Below are 18,739 nucleotides of genomic sequence, written 5' to 3' on the forward strand. Positions count from 1 at the left end.
GGGCTCAGACCTGGGTGTCGTCGAAGTAGGTCTGGCGGCGCCGGATCAGCCCGGCGTCGTCGAACTCCAGGACGTCCGCGAAGGGCGCGCGCACCTCGGTGCCGTCCTTCAGCCGCCCGGTGAACACCCCCTCCACGAACACGGTGCGGGAGGCCTCGTCGGGGATGAGGTGGGTGACGCCGTGCTTCCCGGAGGCGATCACCCGCTCCCCGGTGTAGAAGGCCACCAGCGCGTCCGCGCCCTCGAAGGCCGGGTAGCCGGGGCGCTTGTACACGGCGTCGGAAGCGAACAGCGGGGGCACGTCGGCCGGGACGGTGTCCACGGTGTCGTAGTAGGTGCGGGCCAGCTCTGCCAGGGTGCTCACGGGTGTTCCTCTCCTCGATGCGGGGCGTCGCTGCTGCGGCGACGCGCCTTCCGACGGCGCGCTCCTCCAGGCTAAGCCCCGCCGCGGATGAGATGATCGGGGGGTCACATTTCCCGCACGTCCCCGGCGAAGGAGCCCCCTTGCTCGTCCTGGTCATCAACTCCGGATCCTCTTCGATCAAGTACCAGGTGCGGGAGGTGAGCACCTCCGAGGAGAACACGGACCCGTACACCTCCTCGATGCCCGCGATCAACGAGCGGATCACCCTGGAGCGGGCCACCCTCGGCGTGGACGGGGATCAGGTGCTGGCCAAGGGGCTGATCGAGAACATCGGGGAGCCCGGCGGGGCGAAGGACCACGCTGAGGCCCTGGACCAGATGAGCGAGGAGCTGGACGCCGCGCTGGACGGTCGGGAGATCGACGCCGTCGGGCACCGGGTGGTGCACGGCGGGGAGCGCTTCTCCGCCCCGGTGATCGTCAATAACGAGATCGTGCGCGCGATCGAGCGCCTGGCCCCGCTGGCCCCGCTGCACAACCCCGCCAACGCGATGGGCATCCGCGCGATCCAGCGCAAGTGGCCGCACCTGCCGCAGGTGGTCGTGTTCGACACCGCCTTCCACCGCTCCATGCCGGAGTACGCCTGGCGCTACGCCCTGCCGGATGAGTTCTACCGGATGCACGGGATCCGCAAGTACGGCTTCCACGGCACCAGCCACGACTACGTCACCCAGAAGGCCTGCGAGCACCTGGGGGTGGAGCGCAGTAGCTTCGACGGGATCATCGCCCACCTGGGCAACGGCGCCTCGGTGACCGCGATCCGCGGCGGGGAGTCCATCGACACCTCGATGGGGTACACCCCGCTGGCCGGGCTGGTCATGGGCACCCGCTCCGGCGACGTCGACCCCTCCGTGCTGACCTCCGTGATGCAGCGTCAGGGCATGGACCCGGAGGAGATGGCCCGGACGCTCAACAGCGAGTCCGGGCTGAAGGCCATCGGCGGGACCAACGACATGCGGGAGCTGTCCATCCGCGCGGTCAACGGCGACGAGTCCGCGCAGCTGGCCCTGGACATGGCCGCCTACCGCCTGGCCCTGTACATCGGCGGATACCACGTGGCCGTGGGCGGGGCGAAGACCCTCGTGTTCACCGCCGGGATCGGGGAGAACTCCGCGTACTTCCGCGAGCTGGTGCTGCAGCGCCTGGGCGCCCTGGGCATCACGCTGGACGAGCACGCCAACGCCCGCCGCTCCTCCGAGACCCGGGTGATCTCCGGGGAGGATTCGGCGATCACGGTGCTCGTGGTGCCCACGGACGAGGAGCGGGCGATCGCCGAGGCGACGGCCGGCCTGGTGGTCGCGCGCCGTCAGCGGGGCGCCCGTCGGTAGCACCCGGCTACAGTAGTCGGAGATCACCGCCGCCTGTGCGGCGCACCATCGCGGGGAAGGGGCAGCCATGACCGATCAGCCCGACGGCGCAGCGCGAGGACCGGAGGGATCCGGGGCGGGCTCCGGGCCGGGGGGTCCCGGGGGACCCGGTGGTCCGACGTCGGGCGGGGCCGGGGCAGGCGCCCCGGGCGGACCGACGTCGGGCGGGCCCGGCGGACAGGGAGGCCCCGGGGGCCCGGGCGGGACCGGGCCGGGCTTCCCGCCCCCGGGGATCGTGCGGCGGACCTACGGCGCGCCGGGCACCACACCCGCGGCCGCCGCCTTCCCTCCCCAGCCCCTGCCGGATGACCTCTCCGGCGGCTGGGTCCCGGAGGACGCCCGCCAGAACCCGGCCAGCCCGTTCCCGGCGCCGAAGCTGTTCGGCTTCCAGTCCCTGCTCGCCGGCCCGCTGCTGGGCAGGATCCGGCACGCCGCGGAGATCCCGTGGGTCGTCGTCGGCGTGGTGATCACCGTGGTGGGGTGGCTGTTCGCCTGGTACGTGATGCTGGTGAACCTGGTCTTCGGCCGGCAGATCGCCGGGATCATGCGCCGAGGGCAGCCCGGCGAGCCGCTGTACGAGCTGATCGGCTTCGCCCAGTCCCTGTCCGCGCAGATCATCGCGCTGGCGATCGTCGCCCCGATCGTGTTCTTCCTCGCCCGCGCCCTGATGTACGCGCAGATCCGGCTGAGCGGGGTGCGGATCACCCCCACCCAGTTCCCGGAGGCCTACCGGATGGTCGTGGAGGCCGCCGAGGCCGCGGGTCTGCGTCGTGTGCCGGACGCCTACGTGATGCTGGGCAACGGCCAGATCAACGCCTTCGCCGCCGGTCACGGGCACCGCCGCTTCATCGCCGTGTACTCGGACCTGTTCGAGATCGGCGGGGCGGCGCGGGACCCGGAGGCGCTGCGGTTCATCATCGGGCACGAGGTCGGGCACATCGCCGCCGGCCACGTCTCCTACTTCCGACTCCTGGGGCTGTCCCTGTTCAACCAGATCCCGGTCCTGGGCAACATCCTCTCCCGCGCCCAGGAGTACACCGCGGACAACTTCGGCTACCGCTTCTGCCCGCAGGGGGCGCGCGGGCAGATCAAGGTGCTCGCCGCCGGCAAGTACCTGAACGCGGACGTGAACTTCGACGAGTTCGCGGACCGCGCCGTATACGAGCGCGGTCTGTTCACGTGGCTGGCGAACCTGGGGATGACCCACCCGGCCAACACCTGGCGAGCCCACGCCCTGCGAGACCGCTCCCGCCCCGGGCGCCTGATCTGGCGGCCCAAGCAGAACCCGCCGCGCGAGCCGCTGAGCATGGTCCCCGCCGCCGAGCCGGCCGCCTCCTGGGCGGATCCGCTGCAGGCCGGGCGCTTCACGGATGCCTACCACCCCGCCCCGGAGAACCAGCACTGGGGCATCAACGCCACCCACCGGTGGGTCCCGGTGGAGCGGCGCGACGCCCCCGTCCCGGATCTGCTGGACACCCTGTGGGTGGCCCCCGGCGTGCGCCGCAGCCCCGTGCCCCCGCAGGGCCCGGCCGGGGCGGGTTCCTCCGACGGGGATCCCGAAGCGGACGGCCCCGAGGCAAGCGGCCCCCGCCGGTGAGATGCGGGTTCCGTTCTGAGATGCGCCGTTCGTGTTGAGATGCGCCCCGCCGTGCAGCATCTCAGCACGAACGGCGCATCTGAACACAAACCCCGCCCCGCAGCGACCGGCCGACGCCGCCGCGCGGGAATCCTGTCACCCGTTCCGTGCAGGGAGCGGACCCGGACCGCGCCCGGACCCTACGATGATCCGCGATGCGCCGCACCCGTCGCGGCGCCTCGGCATCACTCGCACTCCCAGGACAGAGATCACCCATGCCCCTGCACGATCGCCGCGCCGTCCTGCGCGCAGCCCTGACCAGCGGCACGCTCGCCGCCGGCGCCCTGGCCCTCACCTCCCCCGCCTCCGCCGCAGAGCGCACCGACGCCGCCCGGGCCGCCGAACAGCGCGCCGGCCGGCGGGTGGCCGTCATCGGCTCCGGATACGGCGGGGCCGTGGCCGCGGACCGGCTGACCCGCCGCGGCATCCCGGTGGACCTCATCGAGATGGGCGTGGACTGGGACTCCTTCCCCAAGGACGGCGGGCGCACCTTCACCTCGATGACCAAGCCCACCTCCCGCTCGGTGTGGTTCGAGACCCGCACGGACATGCCCTTCAGCACCCTCGGCGGCTTCGACCTGATCAACCGCGACGTCGCCGCCGGCGCCGGGGTGCTCGGCATCGAGCACTTCGAGCAGATGAAGGTGTACGTAGGGCGCGGCGTCGGCGGCGGCTCCCTCGTCAACGGCGGCATGGCCGTGACCCCGGATCGGGCGTTCTTCGAGCAGGTGCTGCCGCAGGTCGACGCCGCACAGATGTACTCCCGCTACTTCCCCGAGGCCAACCGGGCCCTGGGCGTGCAGGCCCCGGCGACCGCCCTGGTGGGCACCGCCGCGTACTACCAGTTCGCCCGCGTGGCCGCCTCCCACGCGGCCAAGGCCGGGTACCGCACCGTGCCGGTGCCCAACGTCTACGACTGGGACCACATGCGCCGCGAGGGCCACCGGCGCGCCGAGCGCTCGGCCCTGGCCCAGGAGGTGATCTACGGGAACAACCACGGCAAGAAGTCCCTGACCCGGACCCTGCTCAAGAAGGCCCTGGACACCGGGCTGGTCAACCTCACCTCGCTGACGGAGGTCACCGGCATCACCCGCCAGGAGGACGGCGCCTACCGGCTGGAGCTGAAGACCATCGACTTCAGCGGGAACGTCCTGTCCCGCAGCACCCGCGTGTACGACCGCGTCATCCTCGCCGCCGGCTCCGTGGGCACCGCGCGGCTGCTGATGAAGGCACAGCACGACGGCGGCGTCGCCGGTCTGCGCGGCAACGACGGCATCGGCGCCGGGTGGGGTCCCAACGGCAACACCATGCTGGCCCGCTGGCTGGGCTTCGGCACCCGCACCGGCTCCCTGCAGTCCACCATCCCCGCCCTGGGCATCCGGGCCTGGGACGGCTCCCAGAACTCCGTGTTCGCGGAGATCGCGCCGTTCCCGGCTGGTCTGGAGACCCACTCGAACGTGTACCTGGCGATCACCAACAACCCGAATCTGGCGCGCTTCGGGTGGGACCCCGCCCGCGGGCTGAGCCTCGGCTGGACCCAGCAGATGTCTCAGCCCTCCGTGGCCGCGGTGCGCGCGGTCTTCGACCGCATCAACGCCGCGAATCCGGGCACCCGGTACCGCGGGGATCTGTTCGAGGGCGGCAAGCAGTTCACGGACTACTTCACCTACCACCCGCTCGGCGGGGCGGTGCTCGGCCAGGCCACCGACGAGCAGGGCGAGGTCCGCGGCGCCCCGGGGCTGTTCGTGATGGACGGCTCCCTGATCCCCGGAAAGATCGGCGTCAACCCGTTCGTCACGATCACCGCCCTGGCGATGCGCTCCATGGACCGGCTGCTCGAGGCCGGCCGCTTCTCCTGATCCGCCCCGCACGAGGACCTCTCCGCACCCGACTCGCACCGAATCGAGGAACCCATGTCATCCACCTCCCGGCCGCATCTTCCCGCTCCCACCCGCCGCGCGATGCTCAAGGGCGCCGCGTGGGGCGCCCCCGCCGTCGTCGTGGCGACGGCGGCGCCGGCGGCCGCCGCGAGCGTCCTGCCCGATCAGCCCACGGACCTGGCCATCGACGTCGTGGACCCGCCCGTGGATATGGACACCTGGCAGCCGGAGATGACGGTGCCCGTCTACCAGCAGGACCTGAGGACCGTCGCGCAGATGGCGAGCCTGCCGCCCATGGTGCGGGTGACCAACGTGGGCTCCGTGCCGGCCGTGAACCCGGTGGGGACCTTCGAGGCGGCGATGAAGGACTACGCCTCGGACTACATCCCGCTGGGCAGCAACCAGGTGAAACTCGCCTCCGGGACCCCGCAGGCCACGCTCACCGAGATCCCCACCCCGGTCTTCGCCAAAGGCGAGGGGTCCAAGTGGAACTGGTCCTGGTCCGGCACCCTGCAGCCCAGCGACGTCGCGGAGATCCCGCTGAAGTACTGGGTGCGCTCCCCCTTCGCCAACGTGACCTTCGAGCTGCTGGTGGTCGCCTTCGTCCAGGACGAGCAGGAAGGCGACTGGGACGACAACTCCGAGCGCCTCGGCCAGGTCCCCGGCTTCACCGCCTGAGCTGCCCAGCCTCTCTCCCCTCCGCGACGTCACCCCCCACCTCCCTCCTCCCCCCGGCGTCGCCGAGTCATCGATTCCTGCGGGTTTTCGGCCGAAAACTCGTCGGAATCGATGACTCGGCGCTGGGATCTCTGCGGAGAGTGGGGCGCTCCGAGTCGGCGATCCGCTCCCGGAGCGCTGCGGCATCGTGCCAGGCTCCATGGATCAGGAGGATGCGGGGAAGGCAGCCATGGGCCATACCCTGTCCCCTCAACCGTGACGCATGTTACCCTGGGGTCGTCAATGCCCCCTGCGTCAGGAATCCCGGTGGATCTGCTCCCTCTCAGCCGATAAGCGCCGAGGAGCCCCCGCGCCCCTCGGCACCCGCATCTGCCGACGAGGGAGCGCACCATGCCCGCATCCGCCATCGCCATCCACGACCTCACCTTCTCCTGGCCGGACTCCACCCCCTGCCTCGCCGCCGCCGACGCCGCCTGGGGACCCGGCCTGCACGGGATCATCGGACCCAACGGCTCCGGGAAGACCACCCTGGTACGTCTCATCACCGGAGACCTCACCCCCGCCGTCGACGCCGTCTCGGCTCCGGCCCCCATCCACGCGATGCCCCAGGATCTGGGGCTGCGCGCCGAGGCGCGGGTGGCCGAGGTGCTCGGTGCGGCCGAGACCCTCGACGCGCTCGAGGCCGTCATCGCCGGGGACGCCGACCCCGCCCTGTACGAGCGCATCGGCGAGGACTGGGACGTCGAGGAGCGCATCGCGAGCGCCCTGGGCCGCGCCGGACTGCCCGGGCTGGACCCGCACCGGCGCATCGGAGAGCTCTCCGGGGGCCAGGCCGTGCGCGTCGCCCTGGCGGGGATCCACCTGGCCCGCCCGAAGGCGCTGATCCTGGATGAGCCCACCAACAGCCTGGATGCCGCGGGACGCGAGCTGCTGGCCGCCCTGCTGGCGGAGCTGCGCGGGCGCATCCCAGTGCTCGTCGTCAGCCACGACCGCACCCTGCTGGAGGAGTGCGACACGATCACCGGGCTGGTCCCCGCGCAGTTCACCCGAGGGCATCGGGCGGTGGCCGCGACCCTGCGGCAGGTCGAGGGCCCGTACTCAGTGTGGGAGCAGACCGCGAGCGCGGAGCAGAACACGGCCCGACGTCGGGTGCGGGAGGCCGCGGCGGACCTGGACCGGCAGCGTCGGGAGCGGATCGCCCTGCAGACCCGGGAGGTCCGGGATGCCCGGCGCGGAGCTCGGGCTGAGCGCGAGGGCAGGTACGCTCCGCTGGCGGCCGGGAACAAGAAGCGCGCGGCGCAGCGCACGGCGGCCCGGCGTCGCGGGGTGCACTCCGAGCGGGAGGAGGCCGCCCGCGAGCGCCTCGAACAGGCGCAGGCCGGGCTCGCCGTCCGCCCCCGGGTGCACCTGGAGCTGCCGGAGACCTCGGTGGCGGCCGGGACGAAGATCGTGGAATTGCAGATCTCCGACGATCTCGCGCAGCGGGAGGAGCCCCTGCCCACCGAGCTGGCGCACGTGATCCTCACCGGACCGGAGCGGGTGCGCCTGGCCGGGGCCAACGGGTCCGGGAAGTCCACGCTGATCCGCCGCATCCTCGCCCACCCTGGCGAGGTCCCCCCGGCCGAAGCCCCGCCGAGTCCGTACACGGTGCGCTTCCGGGTGCCGGAGACGGGGCACCTGCCGCAGCGGATCCTGCTGGACCCGGAGGCCACCGTGCTCTCCTGCGTGGCGGCGTCGAACCCCGGGGCCTCCGAGCAGCAGCTGCGGGATCGGTTGGCGGCCCTGCTGTTCCGGCGCGAGGAGGTCTTCTCCCGGGTCGGGGACCTCTCCGGCGGAGAGCGGCTGCGGGTCGCGCTGGCCCGGGAGCTGCTGGCCGCCCCGGCCCCGCGCCTGCTGATCCTGGATGAACCCACCAACGCCCTGGACCTGCCCACCGTGGACTGGCTGGTGGACGCATTGAGCACCTACCGGGGCGCGCTGCTGCTGGTCACCCACGACGACGATGTCGCGGCCCGCGTGGGCATCCAGCGCACGCTGAACCTGGACGCCGTCGGGCCCTGACCCACCCCCGCCACCCCTTGCCTCCCTCGCGCCCACCGACGTCGCCGAGTCATCGATTCCTGCCGGTTTTCGGCCGAAAATCCGCAGGAATCGATGACTCGGCGCTGGGGGCGGGGCGCTGAGGTGGGCGGGCGGGTGAGCGGGTGGGGCGCTGCGCTGGGCGCGGGACGGGCGACGCGCCTGTGACGCAGGCTATGCAATCCGGGCCCGGGAGTTTATTCTGGTTCTAAATAAACTCGTTCGGGCCGTGCCGCAGCGTCGCGCGCACCCGGCCCGCCTCCCGGACGACGACGCCCGCGCTGCCGCGAGAAATGAGGACACCATGGCCGCCATCTCCTTCGACGACGTCACCTGCCGCTACCCCGGGGCGGATCGGGACTCCGTCTCCCACCTGGACCTGGACATCCGCGACGGCGAGTTCCTGGTGCTCGTGGGCCCCTCCGGCTGCGGCAAGTCCACGGTGCTGCGGATGCTCGCCGGGCTGGAGGACGTCACCGAGGGCAGCATCCGCATCGGCCAGAAGGACGCCACGGACCTGCCCTCCAAGGAGCGGGACATCGCGATGGTCTTCCAGAACTACGCCCTGTACCCCCACCTGTCCGTGCGGGAGAACATCGCCTTCCCGCTGAAGATCGCCAAGATGCCCAAGGACAAGCGGGACAAGCGCGTGGAGGAGGCCGCCCAGCTGCTGGACCTCACCGAGTACCTGGACCGCAAGCCCAAGGCCCTCTCCGGCGGGCAGCGCCAGCGGGTGGCGATGGGCCGGGCGATCGTGCGTCAGCCGCAGGTGTTCCTGATGGATGAGCCGCTGTCCAACCTGGACGCCAAGCTGCGCGTGCAGACCCGCACCCAGATCTCCGAGCTGACCGATCAGCTGGGGGTGACCACCGTGTACGTGACCCACGACCAGACCGAGGCCATGACCATGGGGGATCGGGTCGCGGTGCTGCGCGCCGGGAAGCTGCAGCAGGTGGACACCCCCGCGAACCTCTACGACCACCCGGCCAACGAGTTCGTCGCCGGGTTCATCGGCTCCCCGTCCATGAACATCCTGCAGGGCCAGCTGCGGGCCGACGGCGTGCACCTGGGCGACGCCGTGTTGCGCCGTCCCACCAGCCTCGCCGGCCGGGCCGAGGGCGCGGTGGATGTGGGGGTGCGCCCGGAGGACTTCGGGATCGTCGCCGAGGGCGAGGGCTTCGAGGTGCACGTGGACCTGGTGGAGGAGCTCGGGGCGGACGCCTACATCCATGCCTCCCTGCCGCGCCGCTCCCCGGTGAGCATGAAGAGCCCCAACACCGAGCGTCCCGCGCAGATCATCGTGCGCACGGACGGGCGGACCCCGGTGCGCCGCTACGACCGCCTGTTCATCGCCCCCACCGGGCGCCCGCACTTCTTCGACCCGGAGACCGAGGAGAACCTGGAGCCCACCGGGCCGCTGACCGGCGCGATCGACGTCGCCGCGGTGGCGGGGCAGGAGCAGCGAGCGCAGGTGGACACCTCCGCCGTGGAGGCCGACGCCGCCCCCTGGGCGGAGTAGCAACCGCGCCCACCGGCACGGGCACGGGAGAGCAGGACCCCGGCGGCACCTCCCCGCAGCCCTCCGACGCGGGCGTGCTCCCACCCCCGGGGGGCAGGGTCAGTCTTCCAGGGCGGCCGCGCGCACGGCCTCGATGCCGGCCCAGCAGGCGCCGATGCGCACGGCGTCGGCGCCGGCCGCCGAGGTGGACAGCCGCAGCCACGGGGCGTGGAGGTAGCGCTGGACTCGCTCGTGCAGCCACTCCAGGCGGGGCCGGATGGCCGGGGCGATGCCGCCGCCGATCACCACCGCATCCAGGTCCAGCGGTCCCGCCAGCACCGCGCACACCCGGGCCAGCCGGTCCAGGGCGTCCTCCACGATCCCGACGGCGACGACGTCGCCCTCTTCGGCCAGGCGGAAGACGTTCTCCGCGCGCACCTGCTCCGGGGCCCACCGGGTCAGCCCGGTCCGACGGCGCTCCCGCCCGTCGGAGCCCGCCGGACCGGCCTCCTCCGCCCCAGTGCCCCCCGAATCGCCCCGCACCGTGTCGGCGGTCTGCGCGGCGGCGATCGCGGCCGCCGCGGCTTCCCGGACGGTCTGGCCCACCGCTCCGGTGCCCTCCACGCCGGAGACCAGCCCCAGCACGCCCAGCTCCCCGGCCCCGCCGCGGCGCTGGCGCAGCAGCTCGCCACCGAGCACCAGCCCCGCCCCGTAGCGCTCCCCCGCCAGCAGCAGGGCGAAGCTCTGCTCGGTCCGCGCCGGGTCCAGGGCCAGCTCGGATAAGGCGGCGAGGTTGGCGTCGTTCTCCACCCGGCAGACCCAGCCGCGCTCGGCGAACAGATCCGCCAGTCCGGGGTTCATCAGCTCCCAGTACTGGTTGGCCCCCTCCGGGGAGTGCCCGGCGGCATCCACCGGGGCGGGGATCCCGAGGACCACGCAGCCCACCCGCTCCGGTTCGACCCCGGCGATGCCCAGGGCCGTGTCCACGACGGCGCGCACCTCCTCGCGGCGCCGGGCGGCCTCCGCCGCGATCCGCTCGGCCGGGCGCGGGGGCTCTCCGGGCTGGGGGACGGTGAGGTCCTGGGCGCGCTCGGCGAGCCCGAGATCCCGCCCGGCCAGGTCCGTGACGCGCGCGGCGATCCGGTGCTGCCCGGCGTCCACCCCCACCACGAGCGCCTTCTCCGCGGCGAAGGCGTAGCGCAGGGCGGGCCGGCCCTTGGTGTAGGCGGCGCCGGCGGCGCGGGTGTCCCGGGCGGGGCGCAGCCAGCCCTGTTCGGTCAGCTCCCGGCACACCGCCAGCACGGTGGCGCGGGTCAGCCCCGTGCGGCGCATCAGATCGCTGGCCGTGGCCGGCCGTCCCGCCCACATCGCATCCAGGACGGTGCGGGTGTTGAGGCGGCGCAGCAGGGCGGCGGAGCTGCCGCCTGCCGGGTCAGGGGTCGTCATGAGGCGCCATCCTTCCACGAGGTCGTTGCCTCGATTATATTTACGGTCTATATTTAGTCGAAGCGGTGCTGTGCGCCGCACCACAGCCCATCCGCGACGGCGCCGTCGGGCCCGTCGTCCGCCCTTCCAGGAGGTCGCCGTGCCCCACCTGCCGCCGGCTCGTTCCGCCACGGCTCCCGGGCCCCGCCCGCTGTCCCGCCGCTCCTTCCTCGGCGCGGCCGCCCTCGGCTCGCTGGCCCTGGGACTGTCCGCCTGCGGCGGCCCGGACGTCCCCCAGGTGCGCTTCTACCAGTCCAAACCCGAGGCCATCCCCTACTTCAAGAACCTGCTGAAGACGTTCAACGAGCAGCAGGACGGGAAGATCGAGGCGATCCACGACAGCGCCTCCAACCTCTCCAGCGGCTTCGCCCGCGCCGACCCGCCGGACCTGGGCTGCCTGAACTACAACTACGAGATGGCCCGCTTCCAGGAGCGCGGGGAGCTCTCCGACCTCTCCGATCTGCAGGCCGAGGCGAACATCGCCGATTCCATCCAGCAGCTCGTGGACCAGTACCCCACCTACCCGGGGCGGGTGTGCACCATCCCCTACTCGATGATGGCCGCCGCCGTGTTCTACAACAAGGCGATCTTCGACCAGCATGGGGTGCAGGTCCCGCAGACCTGGTCCCAGCTGCTGGAGGTCTGCGAGAAGCTCAAGTCCGCCGGGGTCACCCCGTTCTACCTCACCAGCGCGGACGCCTGGACCGTCTCCCAGGGCATCGCGGACTACAGCATCGGCGGGGCCATCGACGTCGGGGACTTCTTCCAGAAGCTGCGCGCGCAGGGGAAGGACTCCGGGCCGGACCGGGAGATCTCCTTCACCCAAGTGTTCAAGGAGCCGCTGAGCAAGGCGCTGCGGCTGATGGACTACGCCAACGGCGACGCCGCCAACCGCAAGTACGGCGACGGCAACGTCGCCTTCGCCAACGGCCAGGCCGCGATGTACCTGCAGGGCCCCTGGGCCCTGAACGAGATCCTCACGGTGAACCCGCAGGCCGACATCGGCATCTTCCCGCTGCCCATGACCGAGGACCCCGCGGACCGCAAGGTGCGCGTGAACCTGGACCTGGCCCTGTGGATCCCGGAGAAGTCCGACCAGCCGGAGGCCGCCCGGACCCTGCTGCGCTATCTCATCACCCCCGAGGTGGCTGACGCCTACAACCAGCAGAACCTGGGCTTCGGGGTGCGCAATGACTCCCCGCCCGTCACGGACCCGCGCCTGCAGGACCTGCAGAAGTACGTGGACCGCTCCGCCTTCTACCAAGGCGCTTCGGTGTCCATGCCCAAGACCGTGCCCTTCGAGAACTACATGCAGGGCATCTTCACGGGGCAGGACCTCGAGGAGACCCTCCGCAAGCTCGACGGTGACTGGCACCGCCTCGCCGAACGCCAACCCGCCAAGGACTGACCATGACGACACCGAGTCACGCCCAGCCGCCCGCCGCGGGCGCCCCCGCCGCAGGCTCCGCCGCGGCCTCGCAGCCGCGCACGGGCACCCGCGCCGCCGCCCCGACCCGCCGTCGACGCCGACGCCGCGTGGATCCGGTCTACTACTGGTTCCTCGTCCCCGCGCTGGTGCTGTTCAGCCTGTGCATCGCCCTGCCGGCCGTGATGGGCATCTTCTACAGCTTCACCGACTCCATCGGCTTCGGCGACTGGGAGTTCGTGGGCCTGACCAACTACGCCGTGCTGTTCAGCGATCCCGGGATGCTCGGGGCCTACGGCTTCACCATCGGCGTCGCCCTGGTCACCGTCATCCTGGTGAACATCATCGCGCTGCTGCTGGCCATCGGACTCACCAGCCGGATCCGCTTCCGCACCACCCTGCGCACCATCTTCGTGCTGCCCATGGTGGTCTCCGCGATCATCATCGCCTTCGTCTTCCAGTTCATCTTCTCCAACACCATCCCCGCCGCCGCCGAGGCCATCGGCATCGACGCGCTGCGCGAGTCCATCCTCGCCAACCCGCACCTGGCGTGGATCTCCATCGTGCTGGTGACCACCTGGCAGGCGGTCCCGCAGGCCATGCTCATCTACATCGCCGCCCTGGTGACCATCCCGGGTGACGTCTACGAGGCCTCCTCCCTGGACGGGGCCACCCCGTTCCAGCAACTGACCCGCATCACCGTGCCCATGATCTCCGGATACGTGTTGGTCAACGTGATCCTCGGCTTCAAGAACTTCCTGAGCACCTACGACATCATCGTCGGCCTGACCGGGGGCGGCCCCGGCACCGCGACCCGGTCCGTGGCCATGCAGATCTTCTCCGGCTTCGAGAACGGGGACTACGCCTACCAGATGGCCAACTCCACCATCTTCTTCCTCATCACCCTGGTCATCGCGCTGTTCCAGCTGCGCGTCTCCCGCGGAAGGACCCAGTTCTAGATGTCCGTCGATCCCAACATCTCCGCCACCCCGCTGCCCGGCGGCCCCGAGCGCACCGCGCACGACGCCGCCGCCACCGGCTCCTCGACCACCCGGCGTCGTCGCCGCTCGGCGCACGGGACCAACTGGCCGCTGACCATCATCCTCATGGTCTGCTCCCTGTCCGTGCTCCTGCCGTTCTTCGTGGCCGTGTCCATGGCCTTCAAGACCACGGACCAAGCCGTGCTCGGCCAGGCCTTCAAGCTGCCCGCCCCCTGGAGCCTGGAGGGCTTCCGCGAGGCCTGGGAGCTGACCGACTTCCCGAAGGTCTTCGCGATCTCCCTGACCATCACCGTCGTCTCCACGGTGGGCGCGGTGCTGCTCTCCGCGATGGCCTCCTACGCCATCTCGCGCAACTGGAACCGCCGGTTCTTCCGCATCTCCTGCTACTACCTGCTGGCCGCGATGTTCCTGCCCTTCCCCGTGCTGGCCCTGTCCCAGGTCAAGCTCTCCGGGTACGTGCACCTGGCCAACCCGGTGGGCGTGATCGTCCTGCACATCATGTTCAGCCTGTCCTTCAACGTGCTGCTGTTCACCGCGTTCATCCGGTCCCTGCCGGAGGAGCTGGAGGAGTCCGCCCGGATGGACGGGGCCTCCACCTGGCGGATCTTCTGGACCCTGATGTTCCCGCTGATGATGCCGATGGCCGCGACCGTCGGGATCTTCACCCTGCTGGCCTCCTGGAACGACTTCATGATGCCCTCGATGATCATCGCGGACCCGAGCATGCAGACCCTGCCCGTGGTGCAGAAGATCTTCCAGACCCAGTTCAGCAACAACTACAACATCGCCTTCGCCTCCTACCTGCTGGCGATCGGCCCGTCCGTGATCGCCTACGCGATCTCCCAGAAGTGGGTCATGGCCGGTCTCACCCAGGGCGCCGTCAAGTAGCCCCGCGCCCCTTCCGCTTCCCGTCTCGAAAGGACACCCGCACCGCATGAGCACCGAGCGCACCGAGAACGCACCCGCCGTCGGCCTCTCCCCGGACCCGCAGTGGTGGCGCCAGGCCGCCGTCTACCAGATCTACCCCCGCTCCTTCGCGGACGCGGACGGCAACGGCATCGGGGACCTGCGCGGCATCACCGAGCGCGTGCCGTACCTGCGCGAGCTCGGGGTCGATGCCGTGTGGCTGAGCCCGTTCTACCCGTCGGACCTGGCCGACGGCGGCTACGACGTCGCCGACTACCGGGACGTGGACCCGAAGATCGGCACCCTGGAGGACTTCGACGCGATGGTCGAGGCCCTGCACGCCGCGGGGATCCGCCTGATCGTGGACATCGTGCCCAACCACACCTCGGATCAGCACGCCTGGTTCCAGGAGGCCCTGGCCGCCGGGCCCGGCTCCCCCGCACGCGAGCGGTACATCTTCCGGGACGGGCAGGGCCCGGACGGGGCCGAGCCGCCGGCGGACTGGATCTCGATCTTCGGCGGGCCCGCCTGGACCCGGGTGGACGACGGGCAGTGGTACCTGCACAGCTTCGCCCCCGAGCAGCCGGACCTGAACTGGGACAACCCCGAGGTGCGGGCGGACTTCCTGACCACCCTGCGCTTCTGGTCCGATCGGGGCGTGGACGGCTTCCGCATCGACGTCGCCCACGGCCTGGCCAAGGATCTGCCGGATCGGCTGCCCACCCAGGCGCAGCTGGACGAGATGCCCATCGACGGCACCCACCCGCTGTGGGACCGGGACGAGGTGCACGAGATCTACGCCGAGTGGCGGAAGGTCTTCGACTCCTACGACCCGCCGCGCACCGCCGTGGCGGAGGCGTGGGTGGAGGCGGACCGACGCCCGGCCTACGCCAGCCCGAAGGGTCTGGGCCAGGCCTTCAACTTCGACCTGCTCTCCGCGCACTTCGACGCCCGCAGCTTCAAGGACATCGTCTCCTTCAACACCGATCTGGCCGCCCGCTCCGGATCCTCCAGCACCTGGGTGCTGTCCAACCACGACGTCGTGCGCCACGCGACCCGCTACGGCCTGCCGGAGGTGCCCGGCAGGACGGACAAGGAGACCGGGGTCGCCTGGATCCTCTCCGGCGGAACCGAGCCGCAGCTGGACGCCGAGCGGGGCCTGCACCGGGCGCGGGCGGCGACCCTGTTCGAGCTGGCCCTGCCCGGCAGCGCCTACCTGTACCAGGGCGAGGAGCTGGGCCTGCACGAGGTCGCGGACATCCCCGACGAGGACCGCCAGGACCCCACCTTCTTCCGCAGCCCCGGGGTGGACAAGGGCCGGGACGGCTGCCGGGTGCCGCTGCCCTGGACCCCGGAGGGCTCCTCCTTCGGCTTCGGCCCGGACGGGGCCCACCTGCCGCAGCCGGACTGGTTCGGCCGGTACGCGGTGTCCGTGGAGGTACAGGATGAGGACTCGACGCTCACCCTGTACCGCCGGGCCCTGGCCGCCCGGCGCGAGCTGCAGGGGGCCGAGGAGCTGGAGTGGCTCGAGACCGGGGACCCGCAGGTGCTGGCCTTCGCCCGACCCGGCGGCTGGGTGTGCGTCACCAACTTCTCCGACCAGCCGGTGCGGCTGCCCGAGGCGCTGGCCGGCCAGGTGGTGCTGGGCTCCGCCGCGTCGTCGTCGGGAACCGTCCCCGCCGAGGCCACCCTCTGGCTGCGCCGCTGAGACTCACCCTCCCTCGCCTCCCCCGACGTCGCCGAGTCATCGATTCCGACGAGATTTCGGCCGAAAATCCGCAGGAATCGATGACTCGGCGCTGAGGACGGGGCGCTGGGGTGGGTTGTCGGGTGGGCCGGGCTAGGCGCCGAGCAGGGCGTCGATGGCGTCCACCAGGGCGATGTGCGCCAGGGACTGCGGGAAGTTGCCGGTCATCCGGGACCTGCGCAGGCTGTACTCGGTGCTGAGCAGGCCGACGTCGTTGGCCCGGTCCAGCACCGCGTCCAGGATCAGCCGACCCCGCTCGGTGCGCCCGGAGCGGATGTGCTGCTGGGCCAGCCACAGCGAGGAGGCCAGGTGCGGGTTGTCCTGGCCTTCGATGCCGTCCAGCCCGTCCGCGTTGCGGTACCGGTAGATCAGCCCGGCCTCGGTGCCCAGCTCCTGTTCGATCCGCTCGGCCGTGCCCAGCATCCGCGGGTCGTCGAAGGCCACGAAGCCCACCTGGGCGATGTTCAGCAGCGAGGAATCCACCTCGGTGCCGCCGTAGACCTGCACGAAGGAGTTCAGCTCGGCGTCGTAGCCGTGCTCCCAGATCTGCTGGGCCAGCCGGTCCCGGGCGCCCGCCCACGCGGCGTCGTCCCCGGCCAGCCCGTGCACCCGCACCGCCCGCACCCCGGCGTCGAGCGCGGCCCACAGCATCACCTGCGAGTGGGTGTACACGTGGGTGCCCCCGTGCATCTCCCAGATGCCCTGGTCCTCCTCCCCCACGTGAGCGACGGCGGCGCGCAGCAGCGCCTGCTGCAGCGGCCAGGAGAGGTGATCCTCGGCGAAGCCCAGCCCACGCAGGCGCTCGAAGGTCACCATGAGCTGACCCATCGCGTCCCCCTGCAGCTGCTCGGCCGCGCCGTTGCCGCGGCGCACCGGCCGGGAGGACTCGTAGCCGGGCAGGAAGTCCACGGTGCGCTCCAGCTCATCGGACTCCCCGGCCACCCCGTACACGTTGTGCAGCTCCGAGGGGTCGTTGGCGATGGCCCGCAGCAGCCAGTTGCGCAGCTGGGCGGCCTCCCGCTCGTGCCCGTGGGTCGCGGCCACGTCCACCGCCTGGGCGACGTCGCGCAGCCAGCAGAAGCGGTGGTCCCAGTTGCGCTGTCCGCCGAGGACCTCCGGCAGGGAGGTGGTGGGCGCGGCGATCAGCCCGCCGGTCTCCCGGTTCATCAGGGCGCGGATCACCAGCAGCGAGCGCAGCCGGGCGTCCCGGTAGTCCTGCAGCCGCGGGTCCCGCTCGGCCTCCTCCGTCCCGGGATAGGCGGCCCCGTCCGCGGGCAGCACGGGCATCGTGGTGGTGGCCAGGGGCGCGGTGGTGGTCGGCACGGGGGCCGGGGCGGAGGAGTCATCCCACAGCTGGGTCCACTCGGACCAGTGCCCGACGGTGCGGTGCAGGGTGTCGTTGACGTCCAGCGGGGCCGGGGGGTTGCGGTGGGAGGGGAAGTAGGTGAGGGTGAAGTCCCGGATCTGCCCGGCGGCGATCTGGAACTGCCCGGCGTGGCAGCGGTCCCCCTCCTCCGGGACCGGGTCCCCGCGGAAGACGAGAGCATCGGGCCCGGCCATGGCCACGAGCATCGCCTCGGCCGGGTCCGGCAGTCCCGTGGCGGGGTCCGGGGCGCCGTCGTAGCGGGTCATCCAGGGGTGGGTGCGCCCGTAGCTGAAGCGCAGCTGCAGCTCCTGGTGCATCGTGACTTCGCCGATCAGCCCCTCCACGCGGCGCACGATCTCGGTGCGCCCGTTCAGGGGCATGAAGTCCGTGACGCGCACGGAGCCGGTGTCCGTGGTCCACACGGTGTGCAGGACGAAGGAGTTCTCCCCGTAGAAGCGCTCCACGACCTCCGCGCGCGGGGCGTCCTGTTCGGCGGCGCCGCCGGGGGCGACCTGCGCGGCGGCCGGGGCGAAGGCGGAGGCCGCGGGGGCCAGCAGCCAGCGGCCGTGATCGGGGGTGCCCAGCAGCGCGGCGAAGGCGGCCTCGGCGTCGAACCGGGGGGTGCAGAACCAGTCCACGGAGCCGTCCCGGGAGACCAGGGCCGCGGTGCTCATGTCCGAGAGCAGGGCGTAGTCCTCGATGTGTGAAGCCATGATCCCCAATCTATCGGCTGATGATCAGCAGGCGTGCTTTTCCTGTGGCGGCGGGGCGAAGATCACCGGCCCGTGAGGCCGCGCCCTCCCGCGCCATTCCGCCCCGACCCTTGCGCAGGATACCCCTCGGGGGTATACCGGGAGTATGAGCCAGCCGGAGAACGACGCCGCGGACACCACCGCCCAGACCCCGCACCCGCCGCACGGGTACACCCACGACAAGGACCGCTACCTCAAGCGGATGCGCCGCATCGAGGGGCAGGTGCGCGGGGTGGCCCGGATGATCGACGAGGACCAGTACTGCATCGACGTCCTCACCCAGATCTCCGCGGTCAGCAGCGCCCTGCACGCCGTGGCCGTGGGACTGCTTCAGGAGCACCTGGGCCACTGCGTGGCCGGGGCCGCTGCCTCCGGGGACGAGGAGCAGATGCGGGCCAAGGTCGCGGAGGCCTCCGCCGCCGTCGCCCGCCTGGTCCGCAGCTGATACCCACCCGCGCCCGGGCCCGGTTCCGCAGCGGCCCGGACGCACACACCAC

The 18,739-nt window shown here is 71.8% G+C and carries 14 protein-coding genes; 11 read left to right on the forward strand and 3 right to left on the reverse strand.

The annotated features are described in order from the left end of the window. Positions 1-4 precede the first annotated feature (4 nt). Positions 5-364, reverse strand: a complete 360-nt coding sequence (locus tag I6G21_RS03235) for a nuclear transport factor 2 family protein (protein WP_129357994.1) — start codon at positions 362-364, stop codon at positions 5-7. A 140-nt stretch (positions 365-504) separates the two neighbouring features. On the opposite strand from I6G21_RS03235, the gene I6G21_RS03240 reads away from it, so the two are divergent. The 6 genes from I6G21_RS03240 to I6G21_RS03265 all read left to right on the forward strand — a co-directional run bounded on the left by I6G21_RS03240 (position 505) and on the right by I6G21_RS03265 (position 9,580). Beyond that, positions 505-1,749, forward strand: coding sequence for an acetate/propionate family kinase (locus tag I6G21_RS03240; protein ID WP_129357995.1), 1,245 nt, complete (start codon positions 505-507; stop codon positions 1,747-1,749). Between the two features lie 274 nt (positions 1,750-2,023). Further along, complete coding sequence (locus I6G21_RS03245; RefSeq protein ID WP_058743599.1) at positions 2,024-3,385, forward strand: M48 family metallopeptidase; 1,362 nt, start codon at positions 2,024-2,026, stop codon at positions 3,383-3,385. Positions 3,386-3,639: 254 nt separating this feature from the next. Then, entirely contained in the window at positions 3,640-5,283 is a 1,644-nt protein-coding gene (locus tag I6G21_RS03250) for a GMC oxidoreductase (protein WP_129357997.1), read from the forward strand. A gap of 54 nt (positions 5,284-5,337) precedes the next feature. Further along, positions 5,338-5,982 (forward strand): hypothetical protein, encoded by a 645-nt coding sequence (locus I6G21_RS03255; RefSeq protein WP_058743761.1) that lies wholly within the window; start codon positions 5,338-5,340, stop codon positions 5,980-5,982. Between the two features lie 390 nt (positions 5,983-6,372). Further along, a complete protein-coding gene (locus I6G21_RS03260) occupies positions 6,373-8,043 on the forward strand; it encodes an ATP-binding cassette domain-containing protein (RefSeq protein ID WP_100463374.1) in 1,671 nt (556 codons plus the stop codon). Positions 8,044-8,365: 322 nt separating this feature from the next. Then, positions 8,366-9,580: an ABC transporter ATP-binding protein gene (locus I6G21_RS03265; protein WP_100463375.1), complete on the forward strand. Its 1,215-nt coding sequence runs from the start codon at positions 8,366-8,368 to the stop codon at positions 9,578-9,580. A 99-nt stretch (positions 9,581-9,679) separates the two neighbouring features. Here I6G21_RS03265 and I6G21_RS03270 read toward each other — a convergent pair whose 3' ends face one another. Then, positions 9,680-11,005, reverse strand: coding sequence for an ROK family transcriptional regulator (locus I6G21_RS03270; protein WP_100463377.1), 1,326 nt, complete (start codon positions 11,003-11,005; stop codon positions 9,680-9,682). A gap of 139 nt (positions 11,006-11,144) precedes the next feature. On the opposite strand from I6G21_RS03270, the gene I6G21_RS03275 reads away from it, so the two are divergent. The 4 genes from I6G21_RS03275 to I6G21_RS03290 are packed head-to-tail and all read left to right on the forward strand — an operon-like array spanning position 11,145 to position 16,085. Beyond that, positions 11,145-12,452, forward strand: coding sequence for an ABC transporter substrate-binding protein (locus I6G21_RS03275; RefSeq protein WP_224799560.1), 1,308 nt, complete (start codon positions 11,145-11,147; stop codon positions 12,450-12,452). 2 nt (positions 12,453-12,454) lie between these two features. Continuing rightward, the gene (locus I6G21_RS03280; RefSeq protein WP_061225207.1) at positions 12,455-13,429 is read left to right on the forward strand and encodes a carbohydrate ABC transporter permease; all 975 of its coding nucleotides are present in this window, start codon (positions 12,455-12,457) and stop codon (positions 13,427-13,429) included. Beyond that, a complete protein-coding gene (locus tag I6G21_RS03285) occupies positions 13,430-14,359 on the forward strand; it encodes a carbohydrate ABC transporter permease (protein WP_081275563.1) in 930 nt (309 codons plus the stop codon). A 46-nt stretch (positions 14,360-14,405) separates the two neighbouring features. Next, positions 14,406-16,085 (forward strand): glycoside hydrolase family 13 protein, encoded by a 1,680-nt coding sequence (locus tag I6G21_RS03290; protein ID WP_129357998.1) that lies wholly within the window; start codon positions 14,406-14,408, stop codon positions 16,083-16,085. 132 nt (positions 16,086-16,217) lie between these two features. On the opposite strand, the gene I6G21_RS03295 is transcribed toward I6G21_RS03290, so the two are convergent. Beyond that, positions 16,218-18,203: a glycoside hydrolase family 15 protein gene (locus I6G21_RS03295; protein ID WP_129357999.1), complete on the reverse strand. Its 1,986-nt coding sequence runs from the start codon at positions 18,201-18,203 to the stop codon at positions 16,218-16,220. A 145-nt stretch (positions 18,204-18,348) separates the two neighbouring features. Here I6G21_RS03295 and I6G21_RS03300 point away from each other — a divergent pair, with 145 nt between their 5' ends. Beyond that, positions 18,349-18,687: a metal-sensitive transcriptional regulator gene (locus I6G21_RS03300; protein WP_058730337.1), complete on the forward strand. Its 339-nt coding sequence runs from the start codon at positions 18,349-18,351 to the stop codon at positions 18,685-18,687. Positions 18,688-18,739 lie beyond the last annotated feature (52 nt).

Origin of the sequence: Rothia kristinae (genome assembly GCF_016028855.1) — a bacterium.
GTDB lineage: Bacteria > Actinomycetota > Actinomycetes > Actinomycetales > Micrococcaceae > Rothia > Rothia kristinae.